This window comes from Corynebacterium sp. KPL4035 (assembly GCF_037908325.1).
Classification (GTDB): domain Bacteria; phylum Actinomycetota; class Actinomycetes; order Mycobacteriales; family Mycobacteriaceae; genus Corynebacterium; species Corynebacterium kefirresidentii.
In genome coordinates this window covers 256,419-281,871 of record NZ_JBBMGF010000003.1, presented here as the reverse complement: position 1 = coordinate 281,871, position 25,453 = coordinate 256,419, and the positions used below count along the sequence as shown (strand labels likewise).

The window sequence follows — 25,453 nt, the reverse complement described above, 5'->3', positions numbered from 1 at the left end:
TGGTCGACCGTGGGTTGGGGTGTTGTGGGGGCGGGGGTTGCCCCTGGGGGTGGGTGTGTATTTGTGGTGTGGAGAGAGATGGCGCGACTCACAGTGGCAGGGCGGGGAGTCACCACACTAACCCGCTTATGAAATGCCCCTAGGCCATCCCCGCGGTAACTAATCACTCTAGAAATAGGATTACAAGTGTAGAAACACTACAAGGGTGCCCTATGTGTCCTATGCAGGTCAGGGCCTATTTTTGGGTGTCCTATTAGGTGTCCTACGTGTCCTAGGACAGCTAAGCCCAGGACAGTCAGGACACCACTCTAGGACAGGCAAAACACCGCGTGACCTGCACAGGACAGGTAGGACACTAGGACAGGCCCGTCTACACGAGATGATGGAAAGCAGGGCCGCGTTCTACACGCGAACCATCCCAGCGAAGCGCGCCATCGTGAACCATCTGCCCCAATATCGAATCGGCATCGGGACGGTCACGACTATTAAGCGCCTGCCTAAATTGCTGCCATGTTTCAGGCTCTGGAGAACAACCATCTTCAACATCAACCCATTCAACAATCTTTTGGGTTAGACGGCTGCGTTTCTCTTCCTTCCGCTTTATCCTCCGCTCTGCTGCCAGCTCCGCGGCTTGCTCATCCTCGCCCCGCCGCGCCGCCCTATCCTCAATGCGCTTATCGCTATCGTGCCGTTCACAGCGGGCGATAACCGCGGCGGAATAATCCATAATCGCTTTAGCGCTGTCATAGTCATGCTGGCTAGCACTAGCCTGGCTGCGCAGTAGGGCAATGCCCATAGCTAGCTTGGCGGTAGTGAAATCAGCGTGACCTACCGGCGCTACCGCTGCACCATGCTTGAGCTTTTGCTTTTGCATATCCCGGGAATGCTGCTGCACTGAACGAGGGAAGCTAAACGGCTTGCCCTCCATCAACTGCATTGGAATATCTACCGGCAAGAGCTCCGCTTTAGGATAGTCGCGGTCAACATCCACCAATGGATCTACTAGCTCTACGAACACGAAACGATGCCGCAAACCATCATCGCCACCTTCCAGCAAAATACCGGCGGTATCAGGTTGAGCCCCCACCGACAAACAGCCACGGTAGGAATCTTCCGGAAGTTGAATTTTATCCCTCCGGTTATTAATCCCCAGAGGGTTGCCACTGTAGACAGATAAAAGATTCTGCCTGAGCGTATTGCCTTGCCGCTTCATCAGGTTGCCCAATAAGCCAACTTCTGCGACACCAAACAGCACAGGCGCGCCAGGTATCGCTGTGCCATCTTCCACCAGAGGGTTGCCGTTATCGTCGTGTTCAATCATCGACGTGATTACGCCCTCCCCTGAACTTATAGACGCGTGTGTAGGCTCTAAGGTCTTGCCCTGGCATGAGACCTGCATAGCGTGGCGTACGTACTTCATAAGCCGGTCTTTGCCCATACCCGGCGCGTCCATCAGGCAAACGAATAGGTTCGCAGTTCCGGTACCTAGGCCTGCATCCAGCATGACTTTTCCGGGGGTTGCTGCGATGGCGTATAGGGCACAACCGACAAGGAATGAGACTGGTGGAAGGCTGTTATGGCGCGCATATTTGCGTATCGCTGCCAGCGCCTTGGAATCGGTATTAAATACCGTATTTTCTAGTTCCTGCCACTGCTGCAGGCTGTAGGCACTATTGCTCTCGGTCATTAACCCTCACCTCCAGCGACGAAATACCCGCGGGCTGGTGCATCAGTCCGCCGCCCGTCCGGGTCACGATGGCCACTGCGAAGCAGGGGAAGGCGCAGGGCTGCATCACGGCGACGTTGAGCAGCATCGTAGGTGCCTCTCGCCTGCTGTTGGGCGGTGAGCTCATCCACCAGGCGGTTAGTTACCTTGGCCATTGTTAAGCCACCTCCAGACCGGCGCGGTGCGCCATGTGTGGAAGGAACACAATCTGGTTCATGCAGCGGCGAATATCTTCATCTGCGCCACTGGAGGCGGCGTTAACGAGCTCATGCCCGGCACTGTCTAAAGCACGGTGTAGGCGCATCCTTTTAAGCCCATCAGCAAGGCGGTACACGTCCGCCATTACCGGCGGTAGGTACTTGCCTGAAGTCGCCTGCAGTAGGGCGCTAGCCACCGTGTCAGACAGGCTCCCGGCAGCCTGTAGGTCTTGCTGGATTAAATCTGGCTGCAGTGGCGCGTCGGGCTGGCCTTCATCATGCAGCCGCTGTGCCGCTTTGGTGATAGCCACATAGATAGTGCCGTGGTGCGGCATGTAGAAATCACGCGCATCTAACCTGTTGGCAAGGTCTGCAACCTGGCCAGCTCGCGCTGCTAATAAGCCACGCAGCAGGGCTAATTCAGCTTCCCGACTGTATAAGGCGCTGGTATAGTCAAGACTGGTTGACGCGCCACCACCATCATTCTTGCCCTCTTCCTGGCCTTCCTCGCCGGGCAGGGGGTATTTCTTTGCCGATGTGGGCATTTAGTAATCACCGCCTTCGATGCACGCGTCCCACACGGGGTTATCCGCATCGTCATCGTCTTGGCCTGGCGGGTTAAGCCTGCTGCTATACCCGTCATCGATGTAGACGGGCTGGCCGTTGCTGTAATGCCTCTGGTGGCATACTTGCCAGACAGGCCCATCAGATAGCCCCTCAAACTCCGGATTGGGCTGTACAGTCAGCAGACCGGCGTCACGTAGTTCAGCATCGACGGCGCTAACTAAGCTGCCGAGAATATCGCACACAGGTTCTAGCGTGGCATCGTCGAGTCCACTGAGTATGAGATTATCTTCCGCGCAATCCACGAGATTATGGATCAACTCTCGAATGTAGATAATCCGGTCATTGGCGTTCACGTTCATTACGCTGCACCCCCGCTCCACTGGTTGGTTGGGGTGAACAGTGCGTCCACATCTTCAGGCTTCAGGCGGATATTGCGCCCGGCCCTATACGCGATTAGGCGACCTTCCGCAATGTAGCGGCGGATAGTACGGGGGGATAGTTGGGTATAGTCTGCTGCCTGCTCAATCGTGAGCATTTGTGTGTCCGTCATGTCCCTTAAGGTGCCATGAGGGGAATTGAAATGCCACATATTGGTGCAGGTCAGGGGTAATACAGAGTTGTTTACGGTGGCATACGGTGGCATACGGTGGGATACGGTGGGATACGGTCGTTTACCATTTTGCATTAATGGCATTAATCACATTTTTGCACCAACCGCAACATAACCGCAGGTAACCAGACCCTAGAGAGTGATGTAGGACACATGTAGAGGGGTTAATCAAAAGTGGTAGATGCTACGTAAGCGAAGCGCTCACCTTCTCCATCAACGAGGTCGTTCGCTCCGCCCTCACCTTCAGATACACATTAAGAATTGTGGTCACATCATCCTGCCCCAGCAGGCGACCAATCTCCTTCAAATGCGCACCCTGCTCCGCCAAGCGAGTAATCAACCAATTACGCCCAGTATGCGGATCAATATCAGGACTTACCCCAGCCGCCTCTTTCGTCCGTTCAAGCACACTGCGATAACTGGTATCCATCACCATCTTGCCGCTAGAGGTAGCACTAAAAAGCACGGCACTACGGTCACCTTCCGTAGTACGCAATACCGTTGGCGCACCGGGCGCATACTTTTCTAAGTGCTCCAGAAAGATAGGCGTATCCGCCGCCATAATCGGCACCTCCCGATAACCCGCCCTAGTCTTAGGCGGCTGCACCATCATATAGATACCGCTGTTACCTGAAATGCGCTGCGCGTTCTGCTTCACCCTCACAGTCACACGGGGCACAGACGCGCCGGGCTGGTGCTCCACCTGTACATCGTCTCGCTCCAGGGCGATAGCTTCACCAATGCGCAGGCCATGGTGCAACATGAGTGAGGTTAAGGCGCGATAGCGGGCAGGCACGTGGTCTAAGATGGCGGCTATTTCCGCATCCGTAGGCAGGTACTTTTCTTTAGGCTGTACGCGCTTGCCCGCTTCCTTAATATCCACGGGGTTGGCTTCTATCATTTCGCGTTCAACGGCTGCAGCACACGCGGCTTTTAGGCGCTTATACGCCTGTTGATTAATCGTGTGGGCATTGGGATAGCACCGCTGTACACCGTCCCACCAGCGGTACACGTCCGCTTTAGTCAGCTTCGCTAGCGCAATATCCCGCAAGCTGCATACGTCTTTATCTTCAGCTCCAGGGCCAGAGGGCTGTGTGATGCGCACGCGGGCCACACGGCGATAATTCTGCATTGTGGATGGCTCAAGTGGAATGGGGCGCTGCTCCAACAGATTATGGAAGCGGTCTAACCACTGCCCTACCGTTTCGCCTGAAACTTCCTCCTTAGCCCGGCGCGTCTTGGGCGGCTCCCACGTGCCTAAGTCGATTAGGCGGCGCTCTGTGGCTATCCATCCATCTGCATCAATTTTATTGGCGAATGAGTGGCCAGGCGTGTGTATTGCGGCATCGGGGCCGGTGTATTCCGCGTACCAACGTTTGCCTTTTTGGCGGACGCGCCCGAATGAGCTGCGCCGTGCTTTCTTACTTGCCATGAATGTGCTCCAGGGATAAGGGCGGGAAGCGGGAATGTATTCCCGTTATTTTCCCGTTCAGAGTTCATTTAGTGTCATTCTATGGCAACCTATGGCAAGATACTAGACAGGCAATAACCTGCATAGATAAAGCAAAACCCCTAGTCGCGAACGACTAGGGGAAATGCAATTGGTGGAGCTGCCGGGAATTGAACCCGGGTCCTTCGTCACCTTGCCAGGGCTTCTCCGTGCGCAGTTCGCACAGGATCTCTGCTCGGCCCTCCGGATCGGGCGAACACGTCCGGATGATGGGCCCAGTCACCAGTAAGAGTCCCGACCGGTCCTGATGACCCGGCCAGCCGGCTAGTTCCTTAGTCGATGCCAGGTTCTAGGTCAGGAACGAAACCTAGGCTGACAGACACGCGTCGCTGTAATTAGGCAGCGAGGGCGTAGTCACGCTGAGAGTTCTTCTCTGCGTTTATTGGTTGCTACGACGCTTATACGGTGGTCGTTAGCCTGCACCGGCACGCTTCCCCTGGCTCAGTGCACGAAGTCGAAACCAAATCAACCCCATGCGGTAGGGACGGGATAGTGCATCTTCCCTACGGTTCGTATAACACTACCCCACCCACTTTTATTTCCTCAAGTGCTCCTTCAGCCACTCTTTGAGGACCACTGCGTGGTTGACCTTGCGGTTGGCGGCGGCAAAGAGAAGGGTGGCGTCGGCAAGCGCAAGCAGCTGGGTGAGCTCTTCGGAGTCATTGTCATCCAGCTCAGCCTTGTAGCGGCGGGCAAACTCGTCGAAACGATCCTCGTCGTGGTTCCACCATTTGCGCAGCTCCGGACTCGGCGCGACTTCCTTGAACCATTTCTCGTAGTCCACATCGCTCTTGGCGACGCCCCGGGGCCACATCCGATCCACCAGCACCCCGACGCCTTCGATGGTGTCCTCACCCTTGATGACGTCGTGGACTTTCGCTGTCTTAAACATTGATGCCCTTCACGCGGCGACCGAGCTCGCGGGAGATTTCGCGGTCCTGGTCGCGGCGCTTAATATCCTCTCGCTTGTCATAGTCCTGCTTGCCTTGGGCCAGCGCAAGCGAAAGCTTGGCGTAACCATTTTTGAGATAAACCTTGAGCGGAACCAGGGTCTTATTGCCATTGCGCACCTGGCCATAAAGTTTGTCGATCTCGCGGCGGTGCAATAAAAGCTTGCGGGTGCGCCGCGGGCTGTGGTTCGTCCACGAGCCCATGGAGTACTCCGGAATGTGGAGGTTCCGCAAGTACACTTCGCCATCGTCAATGGTGGCGAAGGCATCATTGAGCGAGATTTTGCCCTCCCGCAGGGATTTAATCTCGGTGCCGAGCAGGACGATGCCACACTCGTACTCCTCGAGAATTTTGTAGTCGTGCCGGGCCCGGCGGTTGGTCGCAAGCGTAGCCTCGCCGGATGCCGCCTTCTTGTTTTTCTTGCCCTTCTTAGCCATAGTTATGCCAGTGTAGTGCCCTTTTGACTGGCCCGGCAAACAGACTATTTGCGCACATATGACCGCAGGGTGATATGGGCCGTAACGGCGGTAACCACCAGCGCTAGCAGGCCAACGAGCGGGAGGGCAATCCAGAGATCGCCGGATTTCATAGGAGCAAGCAGCTGTGATTCATAAAGTCCCTGCAGGGACGGGTCTACCACTTGGGACTTGCCCAAGAAGATGCCGGCCCCGCCGAGGAGTACACCGATGAGGGAAGCCAAGACTGCTTCCATGACGAATGGCGCCTGCGTCATCCACCGGCTTGCGCCCACCATGCGCATGATCTCCGTTTCGCGAGTGCGGTGGAATGCAGCAATTTGCACCATATTAGCCACCAAGAAGATGGCCGCCACAGACATCACTATGGCCAGGATGAAGGTGGCATTGCGGATGGAGTCGAGGTTGCTGGCGGCATTGCGCACCTCTTGCTGCTGGTCGACGACGTCCTCTACCGCTGGGTTATCCCGAATCGCATCGATTGCGGAGGCATCTTCTGGGTCTACAAGCCGCACGTGGAATGCAGCCGGCAGCGCATCAGGGGAGGTTTGCTCCACCATCACAGGGTCGGTGTCTTGAAAAAGTTCTTTGAACCGCTCATAGGATTCTGCGCGGTTGCGGTATTCCACGGACTCGACGGAATCATCCGCCTCCAACTTATCCTTGATATCCGCGCAGGCCGGACTCGTGCAGTCTGGATCCCCAGCAGAAATATCCTCATTGAGCTGAACCATGACCTCGACGCGGTCGAGGTAGATATCCTTGGTGTCCTTGGTCAGGTTGGTCACCATAATGCCGGCGACAACGAGCCCGACCGCAATCGCGGTGGTGATAATCATGGCAATGGTCATAGTCAGGTTGCGGCCAAGCCCCTTTGTGGCTTCGCGGAAAATAAATCCTAGCTTCATGCTTCCCCCTCGTATTGTGCGTCATGCTCATCGCGCACGAGCACTCCATTGCGCAGCTCCAGCACGCGCTTGCGCGCCTTATTGACGGCGCGGGCGTTATGGGTGGACATGACCACGGTGGTGCCGCGGCGGTTGATGCCCAGCAGTAAGTCCATGATCTCGTCAGCGGTGGCGGGATCGAGGTTGCCCGTGGGTTCGTCGGCAAGCAGAAGCTTCGGCCGATTAACTACCGCACGAGCGATGGCCACACGCTGCTGCTCACCACCGGAGAGCTCATGCGGATAGGCGTTGTGGCGATCGTGGAGTCCCACCAGCTCCAATACCTGCGGGACCGCGGTGGAAATGCGGTACTTACTCTTGCCAATGACCTCCAGTGCAAAGGCCACGTTTTGATACACCGTCAGCTTGGGCAGCAGGCGGAAATCCTGAAAGACGTACCCAATGGACTGACGCAGCGCGTTGATCTGCTTGCCAGAAAGCTCATTGACGTGGAAATCATCAAAGTAAATATCGCCCTCGCTGACATTGCTATAGCGCACCATAAGCTCCAAGAAGGTGGACTTACCGGAACCGGATGGACCGATCAGGAAAGCGAATTCACCATCCGTAATCTCGAAAGACACCCCATCGAGCGCTGGGCGGGACTCGGCGGAGTAGGCCTTAGTCACGTTGTCGAATCTAATCACGTGAATCACTGTAGCAACCAAAGTTGACACCGCGCTGTGAACTATATTTAAGTAATGTGGTCTAAGACACTAATCTGTTCCGACCCAATCGACAGAAAGTGCCGATACTATGGCCGAAACCGAAACTAAAGAAAAACCACGTTCTGCAAGCGGCTTCCTGGGCACTGTAGAAAAGATTGGCAATAAGCTGCCGGATCCGTTCTGGCTCTTCGTCATCCTCGCGGCAATCGTTGCTGTGACCTCCTGGCTGGGACACCTCATCGGTATGAGCGCCGAGGATCCCAAGACCGGCGAGACCATTGAGGTGCAATCGCTACTGACCACCGAGAATATCTCGCGAATGGTTACGGACGCGGTGGAAAACTTCACCAGTTTCCCACCGCTCGGCGTCATCCTTGCCGTGATGCTCGGCGTGGCCGTGGCCGAGCAGTCTGGTCTGCTTTCCGCTTTGGTGCGCGGCATGGTCACCAAGGTCAGTGCCAAGATGCTTACCTTCGTCGTGGCGTTGGCCGGTGTGACCGGCTCTGTGGCCTCCGATGCCATCTACGTCATCCTCATTCCGCTGGGAGCCATGGCCTTCCACGCGGTGGGCCGCTCCCCCATCGTGGGTGCAATGGTGGCCTTTGCCGCCTCGTCAGCCGGATTTAATGCCTCGCTGATTCTCAATATCACCGACCTCCTGCTGGCTGGTATTTCTACTCCAGCCGCGCAGTTCGTCGATGCCGAGTATGAGGTCAGCCCGCTGGCGAATATCTTCTTCGTCATCCCTTCCGCCGTGGTGCTTTCGCTCATCATTACCGCGGTCACGGAATTCCTCATGGTGAAAAAGGCCCGCGAATTGGTAGACCATGACCACATCAATTACGAAGAAGTCTCCTTTTCCAAAGCCGCTGGCGGCCCTTCCAACGCGGAAGGGGAAAAGGAAGAATACGACTTCACGGATGATGAAGAGGCCATGCGCATCAAACCCAATGAACAGCGTGGTTTGATAGCGTCCGGCGTCACCCTGGCGATCTTCCTCGCCGCCTTCTTCGCCCTGCTGTTTATCCCTGGTTCCCCGCTGGCGAGCCAAGAAGACAGCTTTATGGAGTCGCCGCTCATCAGCGCCATCGCGGTGCCCATTGCCTTGGCCTTCTTGGTATGCGGCATTGCCTATGGCTTGGCGGCTGGCACCGTGAAGTCCTTTGCTGATGTGCCGACGTTTATGGCCAAGGGCATCGAGACTCTCGTTCCCATGCTGGTCCTCTTTTTCGCCGTCGCCCAGTTCCTCGCTTGGTTCGAGTGGTCCAACCTCGGCGTATGGACCGCTATTAAGGGCTCCGAGCTACTCCAGCACTGGTCCCTGCCGCCGTTGCTCATGTTCGCCGCGCTGGTCGCCATGGTGGCACTGCTCAACCTATTCATTACCTCCGGCTCTGCCCAATGGGCGCTTATGGCCCCGGTCATCGTACCGATGATGATGTATGTTGGCGTCTCACCCGAGGTCTCCCAGATGCTCTTCCGTATCGGTGACTCACCGACGAATATCATCACCCCAATGTCGCCCTACTTCGCGCTGGCGTTGACCTTCCTGCAGCGCTACTACAAGCACGCGGGTGTGGGTACCTTGATGTCGCTCGCCCTTCCTTACTCGCTATGCATGCTGGTGGGCTGGTTCATCTTCTTTGTCATCTGGTACCTCATCGGTCTCCCGCTGGGACCAGGTGCACCGATGCACTTCCCCGCATAAGATTTCGCCGCGAGCTCAAGACAAAGGCCGAACTGCAGAGACAATCCTCTCAGTTCGGCCTTCGTTGTTTTCCTAACTAGTCCTGCTCTTGCTGCATGCGCCAGCGGATGCCGGATTCAAGAAAGCCATCGATATCGCCATCAAGCACCTTGGAGGGATCACCCACCTCAAAGTTGGTGCGCAGGTCTTTGACCATCTGGTACGGGTGCAGCACGTAAGAGCGCATCTGGTTGCCCCAGGACGCGTTACCACCAGCGCCCAGCGCATCGAGCTCCGCCTGTTCTTCTTGGCGCTTGCGCTCCAAGAGCTTTGCCTGCAGCACGCGCATAGCCGAGGCCTTATTTTGAATCTGCGATTTTTCGTTCTGGCAGGTGACCACGATTCCGGTGGGAATGTGGGTCAGGCGCACCGCGGAGTCGGTGGTGTTGACGGACTGTCCGCCAGGGCCCGAAGAACGATAAACATCGACGCGCACATCATTGTCCGGGATATCGATGTGGTCGGTCTGTTCCACCACCGGCAGGACTTCCACCTCGGCGAAGGAGGTCTGGCGTCGGCCTTGATTATCAAAAGGCGAGATGCGCACCAAGCGATGCGCGCCTTGTTCCACGGAAAGCTGGCCATACATGTATTCACCATGGACCACAAAGGTCGCGGACTTGATGCCCGCTTCTTCCGCGTAAGAGATGTCATAGACATCCACCTTGTGGCCGTGCTTTTCTGCCCAGCGGGTATACATGCGCATAAGCATTTCAGCCCAGTCCGCCGCATCCACACCGCCGGCACCAGAACGAATATTGATAACCGCCTCACGCGGGTCATACTCACCGGAAAGCATGGTGGTGACCTCTAGGGATTCGATGGCGGACTCCAGGGAATCGAGCTCCTCGTCTGCCAGGGAAGAATCCCCTTCCTCTTCCGCAAGTTCGTACATGACGGGCATGTCCTCGAGACGCCCGCGCAGCGCTTCTAGCTTGCGAACCTTCGCCTGCGCTGCGGAAAGCTCAGAGGTGACCTTTTGGGCATGTACGGGGTCGTCCCACAGGGATGGATCCCCGGCCTGGGCCTCTAGTTCCCGAATGCGGACAGCCAAAGCCTCTGGGTCCATGACCTTCTCAATGGTGGTCAGGGTGGATTCTAGTTGCTTGAGCCGTGCTGTTACTTCGGGACGCATAGGCCCCAATCCTACCCACCCGGCCATCACAATTAGCCATCGGCCGCGTTTAGGGTGACAATGGTGGGCATGGATCAAAAGCCGAGCTTGCAGGAGATGATCGACGCGGTCATCAAGACCTTTATTGTCGCGCATGCGGATGACGGGGATGCGCACCTTGCGCAGGCCCTCGTCTATAACGCCGGACGCTTGGCGTGGCGCCTGCGCGAGATGGGCGTTGACGTTGAGCAAAAGACTTCCATCTCGGACGTTGTCACGGATGCAGACCGCGCGGCCGAGCGCTTCGTCGCGGGCGTGCTCGAGGCCGTGCGCCCGGAGGACGGCATCCTGGGTGAGGAGGGCGCCGCCCGCGAATCCCAGTCCGGCCGCACCTGGGTCATTGACCCAGTCGATGGCACCTACAATTTCTCTTCCGGCTCCGATTATTGGTGCTCTGCCCTCGCGCTTGCCGACGCCACCGGGATCACCCTCGGCGCCGTCCACCGCCCCGCCATGGGTTATACGTGGTTCGGTGGCCGCGACTACCCCACTTCTCTGGACGGCAAAGAAGTTTCCCGCCTTGCGGCTCAGCCAGCCAAGCAGATTTCGCTATCTACCTATTTGCACCCGACCTCGCTGATGGATGCGGATATCCGCGGGGCATGGCAGCGCGTGGCGGAAAACTTTGCTACAGTCCGTATGCTCGGTGCCGGTTCTGTTGACCTGTCCTCCGTAGCCGATGGCACGTGGGGCGCATGGATGCAGCATTCGGTAGCGGATTGGGATTGGTTCCCCGGCAAAGCTCTCGTTGAAGCAGCCGGTGGTGCCGCCCGCAAGGTAGAAGCCGGCGGTGTCGAATGGTGCCTCGCCGGCAATAAATTGGTAGTGGATCAGATGGAGGATTGGCTCCGTGGGTAAGTTCAAAGAAGACTTGGGCCTCGCGCTCGAGCTGGCGGGCCATGCCGATGTGGTAACCATGCATCGTTTCGAGGCCTCGGATCTTTCCGTTAAGGAAAAGCCGGATATGTCTCCCGTATCGGATGCGGACCTCACCTGTGAGAAGCAAATCCGCGAATCCCTCAAGCGCTCCCGCCCGCGCGATGAGGTGCTGGGCGAGGAATACGGCGGCGAGGCCTGTTATAAAGGCCGCCAGTGGGTCATCGATCCCATCGACGGCACCAAGAACTTCGTGCGTGGCGTGCCCGTATGGGCCACGCTCATTTCCCTCTTGGAAGACGGCGAACCGGTGGTATCCGTCGTCTCCGCTCCCGCCCTGCGCCGCCGCTGGTACGCGGCCAAGGGCGCGGGTGCCTTCCGCGTGTTCGGCGGCGAGCCGAAGCGTTTGAGCGTTTCCCACGTAGAAAAGCTCTCCGATTCTTCGCTGGCGATGAGCTCGCTGACCGGATGGGCCGAGCGCGGCCTGCGCGATAAATTCCTCGCGCTAACGGATAAGACGTGGCGCCTGCGCGGCTACGGAGACTTCTGGTCCTATTGCCTCGTCGCCGAAGGCGCAGTAGATATCGCCGCCGAACCGGAGGTTTCCCTGTGGGACCTCGCTGCGCCCTCACTCATCGTGACCGAGGCCGGCGGTACCTTCACTGACCTTGACGGCAACCCCGGACCGCATGGCGGATCCGGCGTAGCCTCCAACGGACTGCTTCATAAGCACGCCCTCGCCGCGCTACAGGGCTAAGGCCTTCTCCGCAGCTGGAGCAGCACCGGACCGCGGTGCCCGGCAGCCGCTCCGGAACAACCGCCCGCCTGCGCGCAACTGCCGCAGCCGCCGGTGGGGCACGAAGTGAGCGATTCACGCACCAGCTCCGCCGTGCGTTCGAGGTGGGCGAGGATGATTTCCACGGTCCCCTGCCCTAACCCAGTAGCTTTTGCAATGTCAGCCGGGTTGGATTTTCCCTGTTTAATGGCCTCCTTGACCTGCTCCGTGGGGCTCATAGGAAGACCTTGAGGACTTGGAAAACTCCCACCGCCAGGATCCAGGCGGAGCCGAGTTGTAGGGCGAATCCGATGAGTGTCCACTTCCAGCCTATTTCTCGCCGCTGCGCGGCTACCGTGGCTACGCACGGGGTGTAGGCCAGCAGGAATACCATGTACGCCCATACTGCCGCGAGCCCGTGCCCGCCAGAGGCCGCATCAAAATCAGCGCGGATATGGCTGGCCAGTGGGGATTCTGCTTGCTCTTCCGGTGCATCGTCAGTGACGTCTTCGACCGCGTACGTCTGTGCCCACGTGGAAATGAGGGTTTCCTTCGCCACGAATCCGGTGACCAAGGGTCCGGTCAGCGACCAAGAATCAAAACCTGCTGGGCCAAAGACGGGAGACATTGCCTGCGCAACGGCACCATAGGCGGAATCCTGTGGCGGCACTGCCTCTTCATTAAAGGAGTGCCCGCCGGTGACCGGGATGGACATGAGCAGCCAGATGACTACCACCGTGGCCACGATGATGCCGCCGGCGGTATGCAAGAAGCCCTTGAGACGCACCCACATTACTGAGATGGTGAGTCTAAACGTGGGCAGCTGATAGGCCGGAAGGTCGATAACGAGGGCTTCGGCCGGCATGGCCCGCCACACCGTGCGGCGCAGCGCCAGGCCTACCAACACCACCAAAGCGATGGACAGCACATACATGGCAAATACCGCGGAACCGGCATGAGCAGGGAAAAATACCTGTGCCAGCATCATAAATACGATGAGACGCGCAGAGCATGAAGTAAAGGGAATAAGCAGGCAGGTGAGGATGCGGTGGCGGACGTCGCCAAGCACGCGCGTGGCTGAGATAGCCGGTACATTGCAGCCATAGCCCACCACGATGGGGATAAAAGCCTTACCCGGCAGGCCGATGGCGCGCATCACGCGGTCAGTGACCACGGCCGCGCGCGCCATATAGCCGGAATCCTCCAGCACCGCCAAGCACAAAAACATCAGCGCAAGAAGCGGCGCGAAGGTGAGCACCATGCCTACGCCACCGATGAGACCATCCACCAACAAGCCTGTGATCAGCCAGTTATCCGGGAGGATGCTGCGCGCAGCGGCGGAGACGGGGCCGGTGATGAATGCTTCCAATCCGTCCTGTAGTGGACCCGCGACAGTAGTGGTGATGAAGAAGACCGCCCACATCACCGCCAGAAACAGAATCGGCCCGAGCACTGGGTGCAAGACTAGGCGGTCCACGCGGTGGCTGAGCGGTTCGCCAGTATTCGTCCGTGAAACGGCAACCTTTTCCGCCGCGTCCAAATCCACAAAGCGCTGGTCTAAGTCGGCATTGGGCCGGATGGTCCGCGGCTCAGTGTGCATTGCCCGGGCAACCTCATACTCGAGCGCATCCAAGTTTTCGCGCCGCCGGCCGTTAACGCTGACTACCGGGATGCCCACCTCGTGTGAAAGCGCGGACGTATCGATGCTTATGCCCTGCTGCTTGGCGATGTCCTCCTTGGTCACCCCAATCACTAACCGGTATGGGTGCTCCGCAATCTGGAAAGCGAGGTTCAGTCCGCGCGCCGGCGCAGTGGCGTCCACGAGCACCACAACCACATCGGGGCGCTCACACGGCGGAGCCTCCACGAGCATATCGCGGGTAAATTCCTCGTCTGGGCTCATGGGATCCAATGAATAAGCACCAGGAAGATCAATGATGTCAAAGGCCTCTGGCTGCGCATTCCACAAGCCACGGCTTATCTCAACGGAGGTACCCGGCCAGTTTCCGGTCTGCACCTTCGCTCCGGTTAGCGCATTGAACAAGGTAGATTTGCCGGAATTTGGAGCCCCGACCAATGCGAGGACCGGCGTTCCCTCCTTCGCAATGCGCATCGAGGAGGTGGAATGGCAGCTCGGCGCAGCGGTTTTCCGTGCCATTATGCTGCCACCGGGATGACTTCGAGCTGGCGAAGGGTAGCCACATCCACCGCATAGTGGGCGGTGCCCACGGTAACTAGGCGCGCACCGCCGGCTACCTTGCGGCCAATCTGTACGCGCACACCTGGGCGGAAACCTAATTCCCGCAAGCGCAGCGCCAACGCCGGCCGCTCGTCGATGGCGTGCTGCAAGCAGCACTCAGGAAGTTCCACCAAAGCGTCTACCGGTGCCTGATCGGCGCGCATACACTCGGATTTTTCGCACCCCGGTTTGCGCCGGGTGCGGGATAACAAGGACAGCTGCAACATCGCGTGGTTACCTCGGTTCTCTCTGACCGGACCATGCCGGTGATATTAGCCACACCTAGGTAGCTACTAGATAAGGCTAACCTTAGTCCGCGCAAGCATTTCACACAAGAGCCGATTAGTTGTGATTATCAGCACCGGGCAGGGACGCAAAAAGCCCGCTCCCCGAGCTGGGGAGCGGGCGAATGGCTCAGTACAGCTAGTCTTCAGGCAGCGTGAAACCGGCACCTACGCCATCGCGGCGGTTCACATCTGCTAGGACCGCATCCATATTGGTGGCAGCGGTCGGGTTATGAACCGGCCCCTGCAATGGGGTTCGGCACGGGAAATTCACCGGCAGGAATCCACCGGAAATGGAACCAATGAGTCGGCCATTGACGAGCAACGGCGCGCCAGAATCACCCATCATGGCGCAGACTTGGTTTACCTGAATCTTCTTTGCCTGCTGATAGGTAATGCCACAGGTCTTGCCGGTGGCAACGCCCTGCTTGCACACCTGCTGGCCCGGTTTGACGCCACCGCCTAGTTCATTGACAGTTACGCCATTGTAGGAACGGGACACCTTAGCCTTGGAGCCGAACTCAATAACGGCGTAGTCCAAGTCCTCGTTCTTAGACACCACGGTGCCCGTCGGTCCGATTTGCTCCGAATCAGCGGAGGTAACTGAATCGCCCACATTGCCGCAGTGGCCAGCGGTCAGCCCCACCTTGCGGCCACCATTATCGTTGCCTGCCGCGGTCAGAGTGCACATCGTCTTGTCATTAACGTAGAGCGGGGTGCCTGGACCATAGAGGGACTTACCCTGATTCATGGCTGCAACAGACTCTTCTGGAATGCGTGGGGCATCAAACATGGAACCCGGCACACGGTGCAGGACGTAATCAGCCTGTGGCTTGCCCGCGGCTACCTTGGAAAATCCATCGTTTTTCCACTTATAGTTCGGATTGGTGCCCTGCGGTTTAAACTCCGGCTGGGTAGCCTGCTCCGCTAGGCCGATGGGATTCGGGTTGGTCAGCGGTTCCGCGTACTGCGCATGCTGCTGTGCCACGTCCTGCGCATTGCGTACAGAAGCATCTACAGCATCGGTGACGTTCTTATCCACCTGCGGGGTCTGGATACCAACCTCCGCCAGGCCATCGCGGACCTGGTTAATAATCCCTGCGGAGTCGAAATCCGGTTGGGGCAATTCCTGGGCGCCTGCGGCCGGGGAACCCAGAAAAAACGCACCAGCGAAAGCCGAGCCCACCAGAACTTTCTTAAGGTGCGGAATGCGAAGCATCAAGGTACCTACTTTCAGTTGTCAACATCGTGCAAGCTCGATAGTGGCACGAAAGAATTGTGGAAACAGCAAACTCTTGTGACTGTGTCCAAGCCGTTATATTTCTTCCAGACTTCGGGGGTGATCACCCCTCCCCTATCATGGAGAACATGCCCACACCGCTGTCCTATTCTGATGTCTCCGACTTTCCACAGCTGCATATGTCGCGGGTTATCGATGCTGACTTTGACGCCGCCGCACACCGACTTTTCCGCTGGTCAGTACAACGCAGCGGTCTTTTCCGTGTCCGCCCGACCCATGAGGTAGTGGAGCTGGGCGCGGAGGTCACCCTCGGCTTGGGTCCATGGGATTTTCACTGCCGCGTAGTCGATGTCTTCCATGAGGATGGCCGCTGCGGATTCACCTATGGCACCCTCCCTGGACACCTCGAGCGCGGCGAAGAGACCTTCACCCTAGAGCGCCTGCGCGATGGTCGCACGGTGTTGCTTATCGACGCCGCCTCAGAGCCCTTCCTCCCCTTCCTGCGCCCCCTTGTGGACGTGCCGAGGCGCCTGCTTATCAGCAGGCTTTATCTCCACGCCTTGGACGAATAGCAGGATTGTATATACGACTAAAGCCGCCTCCCCAGCCCGGGGAAAGCGGCTTAAACTCGGCGCTGGTTAATTCTTGCGCTTGTCCTCAATGGACTCGCGTGCATCGCGCACAGCGCCCTTAACGCGGTCAAAGAAGCCACCCTTCTTCGTGGACTCCTCCTGGTACTCATGCGCCTTGTCCTCCACGAAGCCTTTAGCACGCTGGAAGGCATCACCTACGGCGCTACCTGCCTCGGACGCCTTATCCTTTAGCTGATCTAGGCGCTCAGAGGACTGCTGACCGTTGACGTTGTCTTGGTTCGGTGCAGTTGCAATGCGCTCTTCGTGTGCTTCGCCCACGATGTGCTGGCTGGGCGCGTAGTCCGAATTGTCCTCATCCAGCTTTTCCTGCAGGTCCGGCTGCTGCGGGGCGGAACCAATGTGCTCTTCCTTCGCACCGCCTACGATGTGCTGGCTGGGCGCGTAGTCCGAGTTATCCTCATCCAGCTTCTCCTGCAGATCCGGCTGCTGCGGAGCGGAACCAATATGCTCTTCCTTCGCCCCACCTACGATGTGCTGGCTCGGCACGTAGTCAGAGTTATCCTCATCCAGCTTCTCCTGCAGATCTGGCTGCTCAGCAGCCTTACCCACATGTTCTTCCTCCGCACCAGCAACGACGTGGCTCTGCGGCTCATACTTGCTTGCGGCGGACTCATTGTTGTCCACAGATGGGTTTCCGACCGGCTTGGACAGACCGGCAGCACCCGCGGCGCCTGCCGCTGCAACGCCGGCACCCGCAGCGGCAGCTCCAGCGCCGGAATGCGCGGACTTATTAGCCTTAGCCGACGAAGACGCGGTGTCTTCAGACGCTAGGTACTTATAGTCATTGCGATCCAAGTCAACCTCGTGGCCTAGGTTATTCGCCATTACTACGTACTCCTTTAAATAGATTTATCTTCTCCCCTCTAGGGTTCCAGAAAGTTGGGAAGCATGCACGAAAAACTTTGTCGGGGGCATCCCATTCCAGCGGCGGAAGCGAAACGTGCATTGCAGCCACGTTCTGACGAGAATTGCGGCAGGCATAGACAAAACGGGCTTGCACTAGACAAATGCGCCTGCTGGTGGAGATCAGAAAACAAAAACGACCCTCACCGGCGAACCGATGAGGGCCTAGAAGTTGGTAGCGGGGGCAGGATTCGAACCTACGACCTCTGGGTTATGAGCCCAGCGAGCTACCGAGCTGCTCCACCCCGCGTCGAGATGACTTCCATCATCTGCGCTTGAACAGTACGCTAACACAAAGTGTATTCGCTCTGTCCTGGCGACTTATGTAACTATACATAGGGAAAGGCACCTACCCAAATCCGCTGGGCAGGTGCCTTAATCGCCGCTTTTAAAGAGTGAAAGAACTACTTTTCCGTCTTCTGATAAGACTCAACTGCCTTATCTAGTTCATCCAGGGCGCGACCATATTCCTCGAAGGAACCATCGCGAGCATCCTCTAGGCCCTTCAAAGCCTTGTTGATGTCATCGATGGCGCCTGCCTGGTCGGAAGAGGAAGGAGCGGAGGCTGGGGCCGGCTGCTTATCTTCCTTGGCATCCTTCTTATTCTTGTCGTCCTTGGTGTCGGTCTTTTCGCCAGAATCGCCGTCGACTTCCTCAATATTCTGAGCGGCCTTGGCATCGATTCCAACTTGTTCAAGGGCATCACCGATAGTGGGGGCGTAGCCTACGCGGCCCTTATAGGACACGAGTACGCGCAGCAGCTTCGGGAAGGCAGAGGCCTGGTCCTTGCGCTGCGAGTAAATCGGCTCAAGGTACAGGATTTCGCCATCACCTACTGGCAGGGCCAGCAGGTTACCGTTGTGCAAGTCGTTAGTGCCTTCCCACAGGGTGCGGTCTCGGGCGACCTGGTCAGAAGACATCATCGCATCCTGCGCCTGCTTCGGGCCCTGAGTCTGCGTATTGGTCGGCAGCACCCGCACGGTGATATCGCCATAAGTTTCCGGATCGGAGGAGACAGCCATGTGTGCGGACAGGAACTCGCGGTTCAAGCCGCGATAAGAGGTAGTCAGCTGGAAGCTGGGCTTGCCGGTCTCTGGATCTGCGGCCATCACGTAGTAAGGCGGCTGGTTGAGCTGGCGAGATTCCTCCGCAGTGGGGTCATTCGGCACGGACCAGAAGGCATCGTTGTTGAAGAATACATTCGGGTCATCCACGTGGTAGCGCGCCAGCAGGTCACGCTGCACCTTGAACATATCTTCCGGATAGCGGAAGTGCTGACGTAGCTCATCGGAGATTTCCGCCTCTGGCTTGACGACGTCCGGGAAGACTCCCTCCCAAGCCTTGAGCACTGGGTCATTCTTATCGAACTCGTAGAGATCCACGCTGCCGTCATAGGCATCGACGGTGGCCTTTACCGAGTTACGGATATAGCCCACTTTGTCATTGACAAGGCGTTGGGTCGTGCCATCAGGATTGAGGGTGTCCTGGGTGGCGTCGGAAAGCGAGGCACGCTGGGAGTAAGGCAGGGATTCCAAAGTGGTATAGCCATCGACGATCCACTTCAGGCGGCCATCCACCACGGCCGGGTAGGTAGCAGAATCGGTGGTCAGCCACGGAGCAACCTTTTCCACGCGCTCGCGCGGGTCGCGGTCATAGAGAAGCTTTGATTCGTTGCCGACGCGGTCAGAAAGCAAGAAGTTCAGCTCGCGGTACTTGGCGGCGTACATAGTGCGGTCGAAGATATTGCCAATGCCGACGCCGCCCTTGCCGTCATAGGTATAGGTGGAGCTATCGGTGTCATATTCCACCGGGTTATCGCCAGTCTTGCCGGTAATGGCGTAATCCATGCCATCGGCAGCGCCAGCAATAACCGGGCCATAGTAGATGCGCGGCTGGTCTACCTTGATGCCCAGAGACTTCTCGGCGTCCTGGGTTTCGCCTTCGCCCTCCGACTCACCGGCCTGGGTCTGCAGATCAGAAACGGTAAAGATGGGGAAGCCTCCGCGGGCAGAGCCCGCATCGCGGGCTACCTCATCGACCTTATTGGCCTGCGCTGCCACAAAGCCATTGCCGTGGGTGTAGACGGTATGACGGTTAATCCAGTCGGACTGATTCTCCCGCAACTCATTTGGATCCAGCTCGCGCGCAGCAACGACGAAGTCACGCTTCTTACCATCGATCTCATAGCGGTCCATCGATAGCGTCTCTGGGAAGCCGTAGAAATTCTTCAGCTGCTGCATCTGGGTGAAGGTAGGAGAAAGAATCTCCGGATCCAGCAGGCGGAGGTTATTGATGGTGGCGTTATCAGAAGCCACCTTGTCATCAGAGACCTCGTCCCCACCCCAGTTGTCTTCATAAGTGACATGGTCATCGGTAAGCCCATAGGCATAGCGCGTGGCCTCAATATTGCGGGCGATGGATTCTTCTTCCTTTGCCTGACGGTTTGGCTGCACGGAAAAACGTTCCATCAGCAGCGGCCATGCCTGGCCGATAACCAGCGAGGACAGCAGCATCAACACCACGGCCAGACCCGGGATGCGCAGGTCCTTAATGACGATGGCCATAAACAATGCCACCGCCACAAAGACGCCGATGATCATCAAGATGATTTTCGCCGGTAGGTAGGCATGAATATCGGTATAGGAACCACCGGTAAAGAGATCGTGCTGGGCATATAGGAGCTCGTAGCGATCCAACCAGTAGCCGATGACCTGAACAACCATCCACAGGCCGGCAGTAATCGCCAGCTGCAGGCGAGCCGAGTGGGAAATGGAGCCGCGAACTCCTGCGGCCTTATTGCCAATGCGGATGCCACCCAGCACATAGTGACCGAAAAGCGCGATGAGGAACGCCAAAATCAACAGGATAGATAGGGTGCTGACCACCATCTTCAAAACCGGCAACGTGAAGGCATAGAAACCTAGGTCGTGGTGGAACTGGGCGTCCTGTTGGCCGAATTCCTGGCCGTTTAAAAATAGCAGGACCGTGCGCCAATTAGCCTGGCCGATGAAACCGGCAATGATGCCCACGATGGCGGGGATGACCTTGAAGAAGACGCCCATAGACTTTTCAATGGACTTGCGGTACTGATACACCGGCGAGTTCAAGTCCCCAAGGTCGAGCGAATCCGGACGCCCGCGCCAGGCAAAGAAGCCCGCGGCCCACACCACGGCAGCGGCGATGAAGCCGAAGATGATAAAGAGCACTATCCGCGCAATAATCGCGGTGGTGAAGACGTTCCGGTATTCAATCGCACCAAACCACCTCCAATCCGTGTACAGGCCCACAAACATGGGGCCGATGAACAAAAGGAGGGCAATGATGGCCGCAATGATTGTCGCGACCCGCGGGGGCCGCTTCAACGGGGCGGCTGGTGTGGATGACCCTAAGGACAACGCCAGCTCCAATCAAATAGTGCGAATTTAAAACCTGTAGACTTCTTCCAGCTTAAGGAAGCAATACACAGATAACGAATAAGGATGTTTATGAGTTCCCCCGAATTATCACAGCCAGCTTTAAACCGCGCGATGACCGAAGCCGTGGAATTCGTCCATGCAGAGGGCTGGGACGCCCGCCCCACTATCTTCGCGCTCGTTCCTACCCACTTAGTAGCAGACCAGCTTGCCGCCCTCGATGAGGAAGATGCGGCGCCGCTTACCCTTATCGTGCAGGATAATGTGCCTGAAAACATTGAGCCCGGTTCTGAGCAGTTGGCCGACTATGTCTCCCGCTTGGCTTGGCCGCGGGAGGTGGCCGGCGTCATCCTGGCCCAAGAGATTAGGTTCCGCGATACCTCCAGCGAGGACCCCTCCCCTCGCCCGGCGCGCCTGTTTTCCGGCGCGCTGCGTGAGGAAGGGATTGAAACCACATTGCTGCAGCTGCGCCCCACCGAGGAGGAGTTGGAAGCAGCCGGGCCATTCGCGGAGGATGACATCCAGCTGCGCGGCGGCCCCCAGGTAGCACCCGGGATTATCGCGGCCCTGCGCTATGGGCTGAGCCAGGACCCGGATGAACTAGATTAGACTGGAAAGACAATTCTCGCTTGCGACTAAGGAGCAGTTTCCTACCGTGCAACGCTTTACTCTCACTCGCCTGACCGCTACCCGCGCTACCGCAGCAGCACTCCTGCTGGGGGTAGGCGTGAGCACTGCCGGCTGTTCCTCGGATGATGCCGCGCCTGCCGACGCCCCCGTAGAAACCACCACTGCCGGTGCCGAGTCCGCTACCACTGCGGCGGATGCCACTGAGGAAACCAGCACCGCATCCAGCTCTAAGGCCGCTTCTGAGTCAAGCGTCGAGTCGAGTGCGGCGGCGAGCTCGGAGGCGGCGTCGGAAAGCACAGAGCCTGGGAGCGAAAAATTGGAAAAGTCTGTGTCCAAGGCCTATGACATCTTCGCACCCGTGGCACCGCAAGAGCTTTTCGCGCACTTCGATCGCTGCGATTCCACGGGCGGGGATGACTCGTATAACTGCTCTGGGCCGAAGGTAGGCCAGTTCCAGTTCTTCCGCTCACACTCCAAGGCAAAGCAGACCACGCAGGTGCTTACTGAGCTGCGCAGCTCGCAGGTCATTGAGGATAGCGGCGACCGCGTTGTGGGCTGGTCCACGCTGGGCACCACGGCGGTTATTACCGTGGTGGACAATAAAGAAGGCATGGTCATGCAGCAGATGATCTCCTCAGACCAGGAAGATCCGGAAGAGAAGATCAAGGAACTGGGCCTGGCTAAGTAGGCCGCTTATTGGCAGGTTTTAATTTCCTTGCCGTCCGCGAAGTCTTTCATCGTGGATACCGCTTCATCCAGGTTGGACACTTCCGCAATAGGCATGTCCCCGTGGTCGCTCGCGGCGGCTTCGGAGCAATTGTCTTGTGGCGCCAGGAAGAGTTCCGCGCCGGCTGCGTGGGCGGCGGCGATTTTATGTTGGATGCCGCCGATGGGGCCCACCTTGCCATCTTCTTGAATGGTGCCGGTGCCGGCCACAAATTTGCCGCCAGTGAGGTCTTCTTCGCTGAGCTTATCGATGACCGCCAGGGTAAACATCATGCCTGCGGATGGCCCACCGACGTCCTGCAAGTTGTATTTGACCTTAATATCGTCTTGCGGGACCGAGAGCATGGCGATACCCAGCATCGCCTGCCCCTTCTGGTGGGGGTTTTCCCCTAGCTCTATTTCTTCTTCGTGCTTTTTGCCGCCACGCTCCACGGTCATCGTGACCTTATCGCCGGGGCTCTTTTCCTTGATGATGTCTTGAACCTCACCCGGCTCCGAGACTTCCTTGCCCGCCACGGCGGTAATGACATCATCCTTTTTCAGTTTGCCCTGCGCAGCACCCTTATCCAGCACCTCTGCGATGGAGATCTTTACCGGCAAATGCAGGTAGTCCATGGCTGCCAGAGTCGCTGCGGACTCGGATTGAGTAAAGGCCTGCTTATTGGACTCTTCTACTTCTTTATCGCTCATGTTCTGCGGGATGACGGTATCGATGGGCACGATGGTGTCATCGGTCATCATCCAGCGTCCCAGTGCCTGGGCCAAGGTCATATTGGTACGCACGGAGACCGTAGTCATGTTGAGGTGACCATCCGTGTCATAGGTTTTCGGGGCTTGAACGTCAACGACCTGGGTGCCGTCTACCTCACCCAATGTGTCTACCGTGGGGCCTGGGCCTTCGGCAGCATAGGGGACGGTCAAAGACACATCGGTGCCGGGAATATGGTCAAGCGATACCAACGCACCGGTTAAGACGACGGGGATAGCACCCCAGGCGATGGTGCGGACGCGACGGCTAGCAGGAGAATTCACGAATCACTACCCTACAACCTTTGCCGTCGTGTTCGCTGTCAGCGTAGCAGGGATCATGGAAACTAGCCGGATGGTGTCGGTAGATTAGGACGCATGAGCAACGGATTCGGTTTTTCTTTCCCCAATAATGATGACGACGATAATGACGGACGTCGTGACCAGAACCCGTTCGGCGCATTCGGCGGCGCTAATGGTGGCGGCCTCGGTGACATGCTGAACCAGTTCGGTCAGATGCTGTCCGGCATGGGCTCTTCCATGAACTCGCCGGAAAATTCCGGCCCGGTTAACTACGACATGGCCAAGCGCATCGCCCTGCAGCAAATCTCCCAGTCAAAGGGTGTGAGCGCGGACGATACCAAGGCAGTCGAGGAATCCGTCCGCCTAGCGGAGCTGTGGCTTGATGACGCTACCTACCTGCCCACCGCCTCCGGCACGGCCAAGGCGTGGGATTCCAAGCAGTGGTTGGAAGAAACCATGCCGGCCTGGCAGCGCATGGTCACTCCGGTGGCGGAGCATATGAATGATGCCCAGATGGAATCGATGCCGGAAGAAGCCCGCGAGATGATGGGCCCGATGACCAAGATGATGAGTCAGATGTCTGGCATGAACTTTGGCATGCAGCTCGGTCACGCCTTGGGTGATTTGGCTGCGCAGGCGTTGACCGGCTCTGATTTCGGCCTTCCCATCGCCCCGGCCAATACCGTGGCACTGTTGCCACAGACCATTCAGAAGGTCGCCCGAGAGCTCAATATTCCTGGCCAAGAGGTGCTGGTCTATATTGCAGCGCGCGAGGCCGCGCGGCAGCGCCTGTTCAAGCACGTGCCGTGGTTGGTAGAGCGCATCGTCTCCTCTGTGGAGGAATATGCCATCGGTTTGGTCATTGACACCTCCCACTTGGAGGAAGTCACCCGCGAGCTCAACCTAGAGTCCGGCGATCCGCAAGCAATCCAGGATGCGATGAGCAAGCTGCAGGGCATGGACCTCTCCCCACGCATCACGTCCAAGAACACTGCGGCAGCCTCTCGCCTAGAAACCCTACTGGCATTGGTGGAAGGCTGGGCCGAGCACGTCGTCACAGAGGCACTGGGCGAGCGCATCCCATCCACCTCGAAGCTAACCCAGGCATGGGCGCACCGCCGTAGCACTGGTGGTTCTGCCGAAAACGCCTTCAGCAAGGTCGTTGGTATCGAGCTCAACGCCCCCAAGGTTTCTGAGGCCGCTGAGTTGTGGCGCCGCGCCACCGTTGCCGTGGGTGCGGAAAAGCGCGATAAGGCGTGGGACCACCCGGACTTCCTGCCAACTGCAGAGCACCTAGATAACCCTGCCGCCTTTATCGACTCCCTATTGGATGACGGCCCTGATGAGGGCTTTGAGGAAGAGTTTGCCAAGCTGGAGGAAATGCTCAAAAACGGTGAGGATTCCTCTGCTGCTCAGGACGATGAAACCCGCGAGGCCGATGGCCAAGATGAGCAGAAAGAAAAGGGCAACGAGGACGACGAGAACTAACAGCCCCAGCGCTGGTAGGCCTCAAGATAGCCCTTCGCCCGCTCAGCGTGGGGCGCCCTGTCCGCCCAGTGCCAAAAATCCCGCCCATGGCGCGGGATGAAGGTGTGGGTGAGCTCGTGAATGATCACCGAATCCAGCACATAGTCCGGCACGTGTTGTAGCCGGTCGCTCAGCCGAATATCCGCGGTGGAGGTAGTACAGCTACCCCACCGCGTATTTTGATTGCTTACCCAACGAATAGAGCCGATGGTAGCGCGGCTGTCTAAGAAAGCCGCGTTAAGCCGCCGAGCACGCTCTTCTAATTGCGCGTCCGAGCGGCGGCTACTGCCCTGTTTCTTTTCTACCCGCGCCAACATATCCGCCACTGCCTCGCGCTCATCGCGAGCGGACATCCAGGCGGGGATGCGTACCTCGAGCACCCCGGAGACCATGCGAGCCTGCACGGTTTTCTTCCGCTTGGCGGAACGAATGACTTTGACCTCTGGGGTTTGTGGTGCGGGGGGCTGCGTGCTCGACATGACAGGTGATTGTACCTGTGGTGCAATGGAATCCACATGCATCGGGGAAAGGGGTATAGGCGTGGGGGCTTGTGTCACCCAGGTA

General features: G+C 57.9%; 26 protein-coding genes, 1 tRNA gene and 1 other RNA gene. 7 read left to right on the top strand and 21 right to left on the bottom strand.

The features are described 5' to 3' along the window. Positions 1-370 precede the first annotated feature (370 nt). The 11 genes from WMP96_RS04935 to ftsE form a co-directional block, all read right to left on the bottom strand. On the bottom strand, positions 371-1,687 hold the full coding sequence (locus WMP96_RS04935; RefSeq protein ID WP_340432240.1) for a hypothetical protein: 1,317 nt from the start codon (positions 1,685-1,687) through the stop codon (positions 371-373). Then, the gene (locus WMP96_RS04930) at positions 1,687-1,881 is read right to left on the bottom strand and encodes a hypothetical protein (RefSeq protein WP_340432238.1); all 195 of its coding nucleotides are present in this window, start codon (positions 1,879-1,881) and stop codon (positions 1,687-1,689) included. The genes WMP96_RS04935 and WMP96_RS04930 overlap by 1 nt, the downstream gene beginning before the upstream one ends. Positions 1,882-1,883: 2 nt before the next feature. Then, positions 1,884-2,468: a DnaB-like helicase N-terminal domain-containing protein gene (locus tag WMP96_RS04925; RefSeq protein WP_340432236.1), complete on the bottom strand. Its 585-nt coding sequence runs from the start codon at positions 2,466-2,468 to the stop codon at positions 1,884-1,886. Beyond that, entirely contained in the window at positions 2,469-2,849 is a 381-nt protein-coding gene (locus tag WMP96_RS04920; protein ID WP_340432234.1) for a hypothetical protein, read from the bottom strand. It lies immediately after the preceding gene. Further along, a complete protein-coding gene (locus WMP96_RS04915) occupies positions 2,849-3,040 on the bottom strand; it encodes a helix-turn-helix domain-containing protein (RefSeq protein WP_340432232.1) in 192 nt (63 codons plus the stop codon). The genes WMP96_RS04920 and WMP96_RS04915 overlap by 1 nt, the downstream gene beginning before the upstream one ends. A 244-nt stretch (positions 3,041-3,284) precedes the next feature. Then, positions 3,285-4,532, bottom strand: coding sequence for a tyrosine-type recombinase/integrase (locus tag WMP96_RS04910; RefSeq protein ID WP_340432230.1), 1,248 nt, complete (start codon positions 4,530-4,532; stop codon positions 3,285-3,287). A gap of 170 nt (positions 4,533-4,702) precedes the next feature. Beyond that, positions 4,703-5,083: a transfer-messenger RNA gene (gene ssrA, locus WMP96_RS04905) on the bottom strand. Positions 5,084-5,145: 62 nt separating this feature from the next. Then, positions 5,146-5,502 carry a DUF488 domain-containing protein gene (locus WMP96_RS04900; RefSeq protein ID WP_023020832.1) on the bottom strand — a complete coding sequence of 119 codons (357 nt, stop codon included), beginning with the start codon at positions 5,500-5,502 and terminating at the stop codon, positions 5,146-5,148. Continuing rightward, a complete protein-coding gene (smpB, locus tag WMP96_RS04895) occupies positions 5,495-5,998 on the bottom strand; it encodes an SsrA-binding protein SmpB (RefSeq protein ID WP_005322310.1) in 504 nt (167 codons plus the stop codon). Before smpB ends, WMP96_RS04900 begins: the two co-directional genes overlap by 8 nt. A gap of 44 nt (positions 5,999-6,042) precedes the next feature. Beyond that, positions 6,043-6,945, bottom strand: coding sequence for a permease-like cell division protein FtsX (gene ftsX, locus WMP96_RS04890; protein ID WP_200287999.1), 903 nt, complete (start codon positions 6,943-6,945; stop codon positions 6,043-6,045). After that, positions 6,942-7,631, bottom strand: a complete 690-nt coding sequence (ftsE, locus tag WMP96_RS04885; protein WP_259824850.1) for a cell division ATP-binding protein FtsE — start codon at positions 7,629-7,631, stop codon at positions 6,942-6,944. The genes ftsX and ftsE overlap by 4 nt, the downstream gene beginning before the upstream one ends. Positions 7,632-7,740: 109 nt before the next feature. On the opposite strand from ftsE, the gene WMP96_RS04880 reads away from it, so the two are divergent. Beyond that, positions 7,741-9,360: an AbgT family transporter gene (locus tag WMP96_RS04880; RefSeq protein ID WP_023020829.1), complete on the top strand. Its 1,620-nt coding sequence runs from the start codon at positions 7,741-7,743 to the stop codon at positions 9,358-9,360. Between the two features lie 76 nt (positions 9,361-9,436). Here WMP96_RS04880 and prfB read toward each other — a convergent pair whose 3' ends face one another. After that, positions 9,437-10,534 carry a peptide chain release factor 2 gene (gene prfB, locus WMP96_RS04875; RefSeq protein WP_301716038.1) on the bottom strand — a complete coding sequence of 366 codons (1,098 nt, stop codon included), beginning with the start codon at positions 10,532-10,534 and terminating at the stop codon, positions 9,437-9,439. Positions 10,535-10,594: 60 nt separating this feature from the next. Between prfB and WMP96_RS04870 the strand changes: the two genes are divergently transcribed. Together WMP96_RS04870 and hisN are read left to right on the top strand one after the other, a co-directional pair. Beyond that, entirely contained in the window at positions 10,595-11,431 is an 837-nt protein-coding gene (locus WMP96_RS04870; protein WP_023020827.1) for an inositol monophosphatase family protein, read from the top strand. Then, complete coding sequence (hisN, locus tag WMP96_RS04865) at positions 11,424-12,206, top strand: histidinol-phosphatase (protein WP_301732436.1); 783 nt, start codon at positions 11,424-11,426, stop codon at positions 12,204-12,206. The genes WMP96_RS04870 and hisN overlap by 8 nt, the downstream gene beginning before the upstream one ends. On the opposite strand, the gene WMP96_RS04860 is transcribed toward hisN, so the two are convergent. The 4 genes from WMP96_RS04860 to WMP96_RS04845 all read right to left on the bottom strand — a co-directional run bounded on the left by WMP96_RS04860 (position 12,203) and on the right by WMP96_RS04845 (position 15,966). Continuing rightward, complete coding sequence (locus WMP96_RS04860; RefSeq protein ID WP_301716040.1) at positions 12,203-12,463, bottom strand: MarR family transcriptional regulator; 261 nt, start codon at positions 12,461-12,463, stop codon at positions 12,203-12,205. The two genes, hisN and WMP96_RS04860, sit on opposite strands and share 4 nt — an antisense overlap. Continuing rightward, entirely contained in the window at positions 12,460-14,382 is a 1,923-nt protein-coding gene (feoB, locus tag WMP96_RS04855; protein WP_301716041.1) for a ferrous iron transport protein B, read from the bottom strand. The genes WMP96_RS04860 and feoB overlap by 4 nt, the downstream gene beginning before the upstream one ends. Beyond that, positions 14,382-14,627, bottom strand: a complete 246-nt coding sequence (locus tag WMP96_RS04850) for a FeoA domain-containing protein (RefSeq protein WP_301716042.1) — start codon at positions 14,625-14,627, stop codon at positions 14,382-14,384. The genes feoB and WMP96_RS04850 overlap by 1 nt, the downstream gene beginning before the upstream one ends. A 259-nt stretch (positions 14,628-14,886) precedes the next feature. After that, positions 14,887-15,966 (bottom strand): S1 family peptidase, encoded by a 1,080-nt coding sequence (locus tag WMP96_RS04845; protein WP_301732430.1) that lies wholly within the window; start codon positions 15,964-15,966, stop codon positions 14,887-14,889. Positions 15,967-16,115: 149 nt separating this feature from the next. Between WMP96_RS04845 and WMP96_RS04840 the strand changes: the two genes are divergently transcribed. After that, on the top strand, positions 16,116-16,559 hold the full coding sequence (locus WMP96_RS04840; RefSeq protein WP_239205890.1) for a DUF1990 family protein: 444 nt from the start codon (positions 16,116-16,118) through the stop codon (positions 16,557-16,559). 66 nt (positions 16,560-16,625) lie between these two features. Here the strand turns inward: WMP96_RS04840 and WMP96_RS04835 are convergent, their stop codons facing one another. The 3 genes from WMP96_RS04835 to WMP96_RS04825 form a co-directional block, all read right to left on the bottom strand. Next, positions 16,626-17,465, bottom strand: coding sequence for a kinesin (locus WMP96_RS04835; RefSeq protein ID WP_239205892.1), 840 nt, complete (start codon positions 17,463-17,465; stop codon positions 16,626-16,628). Between the two features lie 251 nt (positions 17,466-17,716). Then, a tRNA-Met gene (locus tag WMP96_RS04830) sits at positions 17,717-17,793 on the bottom strand. 154 nt (positions 17,794-17,947) lie between these two features. Then, positions 17,948-20,938 (bottom strand): UPF0182 family protein, encoded by a 2,991-nt coding sequence (locus WMP96_RS04825; RefSeq protein ID WP_301716044.1) that lies wholly within the window; start codon positions 20,936-20,938, stop codon positions 17,948-17,950. Positions 20,939-21,028: 90 nt separating this feature from the next. On the opposite strand from WMP96_RS04825, the gene WMP96_RS04820 reads away from it, so the two are divergent. Together WMP96_RS04820 and WMP96_RS04815 are read left to right on the top strand one after the other, a co-directional pair. Next, on the top strand, positions 21,029-21,565 hold the full coding sequence (locus WMP96_RS04820) for a PPA1309 family protein (protein ID WP_023020808.1): 537 nt from the start codon (positions 21,029-21,031) through the stop codon (positions 21,563-21,565). 46 nt (positions 21,566-21,611) lie between these two features. After that, a complete protein-coding gene (locus WMP96_RS04815) occupies positions 21,612-22,274 on the top strand; it encodes a beta-N-acetylglucosaminidase (RefSeq protein WP_301716045.1) in 663 nt (220 codons plus the stop codon). A gap of 5 nt (positions 22,275-22,279) precedes the next feature. On the opposite strand, the gene WMP96_RS04810 is transcribed toward WMP96_RS04815, so the two are convergent. Then, positions 22,280-23,344: a YlbL family protein gene (locus WMP96_RS04810; RefSeq protein WP_301716046.1), complete on the bottom strand. Its 1,065-nt coding sequence runs from the start codon at positions 23,342-23,344 to the stop codon at positions 22,280-22,282. A gap of 93 nt (positions 23,345-23,437) precedes the next feature. Between WMP96_RS04810 and WMP96_RS04805 the strand changes: the two genes are divergently transcribed. Beyond that, on the top strand, positions 23,438-24,850 hold the full coding sequence (locus WMP96_RS04805) for a zinc-dependent metalloprotease (RefSeq protein ID WP_301716047.1): 1,413 nt from the start codon (positions 23,438-23,440) through the stop codon (positions 24,848-24,850). Here the strand turns inward: WMP96_RS04805 and WMP96_RS04800 are convergent. Continuing rightward, positions 24,847-25,368, bottom strand: coding sequence for a M48 metallopeptidase family protein (locus tag WMP96_RS04800; protein ID WP_301716048.1), 522 nt, complete (start codon positions 25,366-25,368; stop codon positions 24,847-24,849). The genes WMP96_RS04805 and WMP96_RS04800 overlap by 4 nt on opposite strands. Positions 25,369-25,453: the final 85 nt, after the last annotated feature.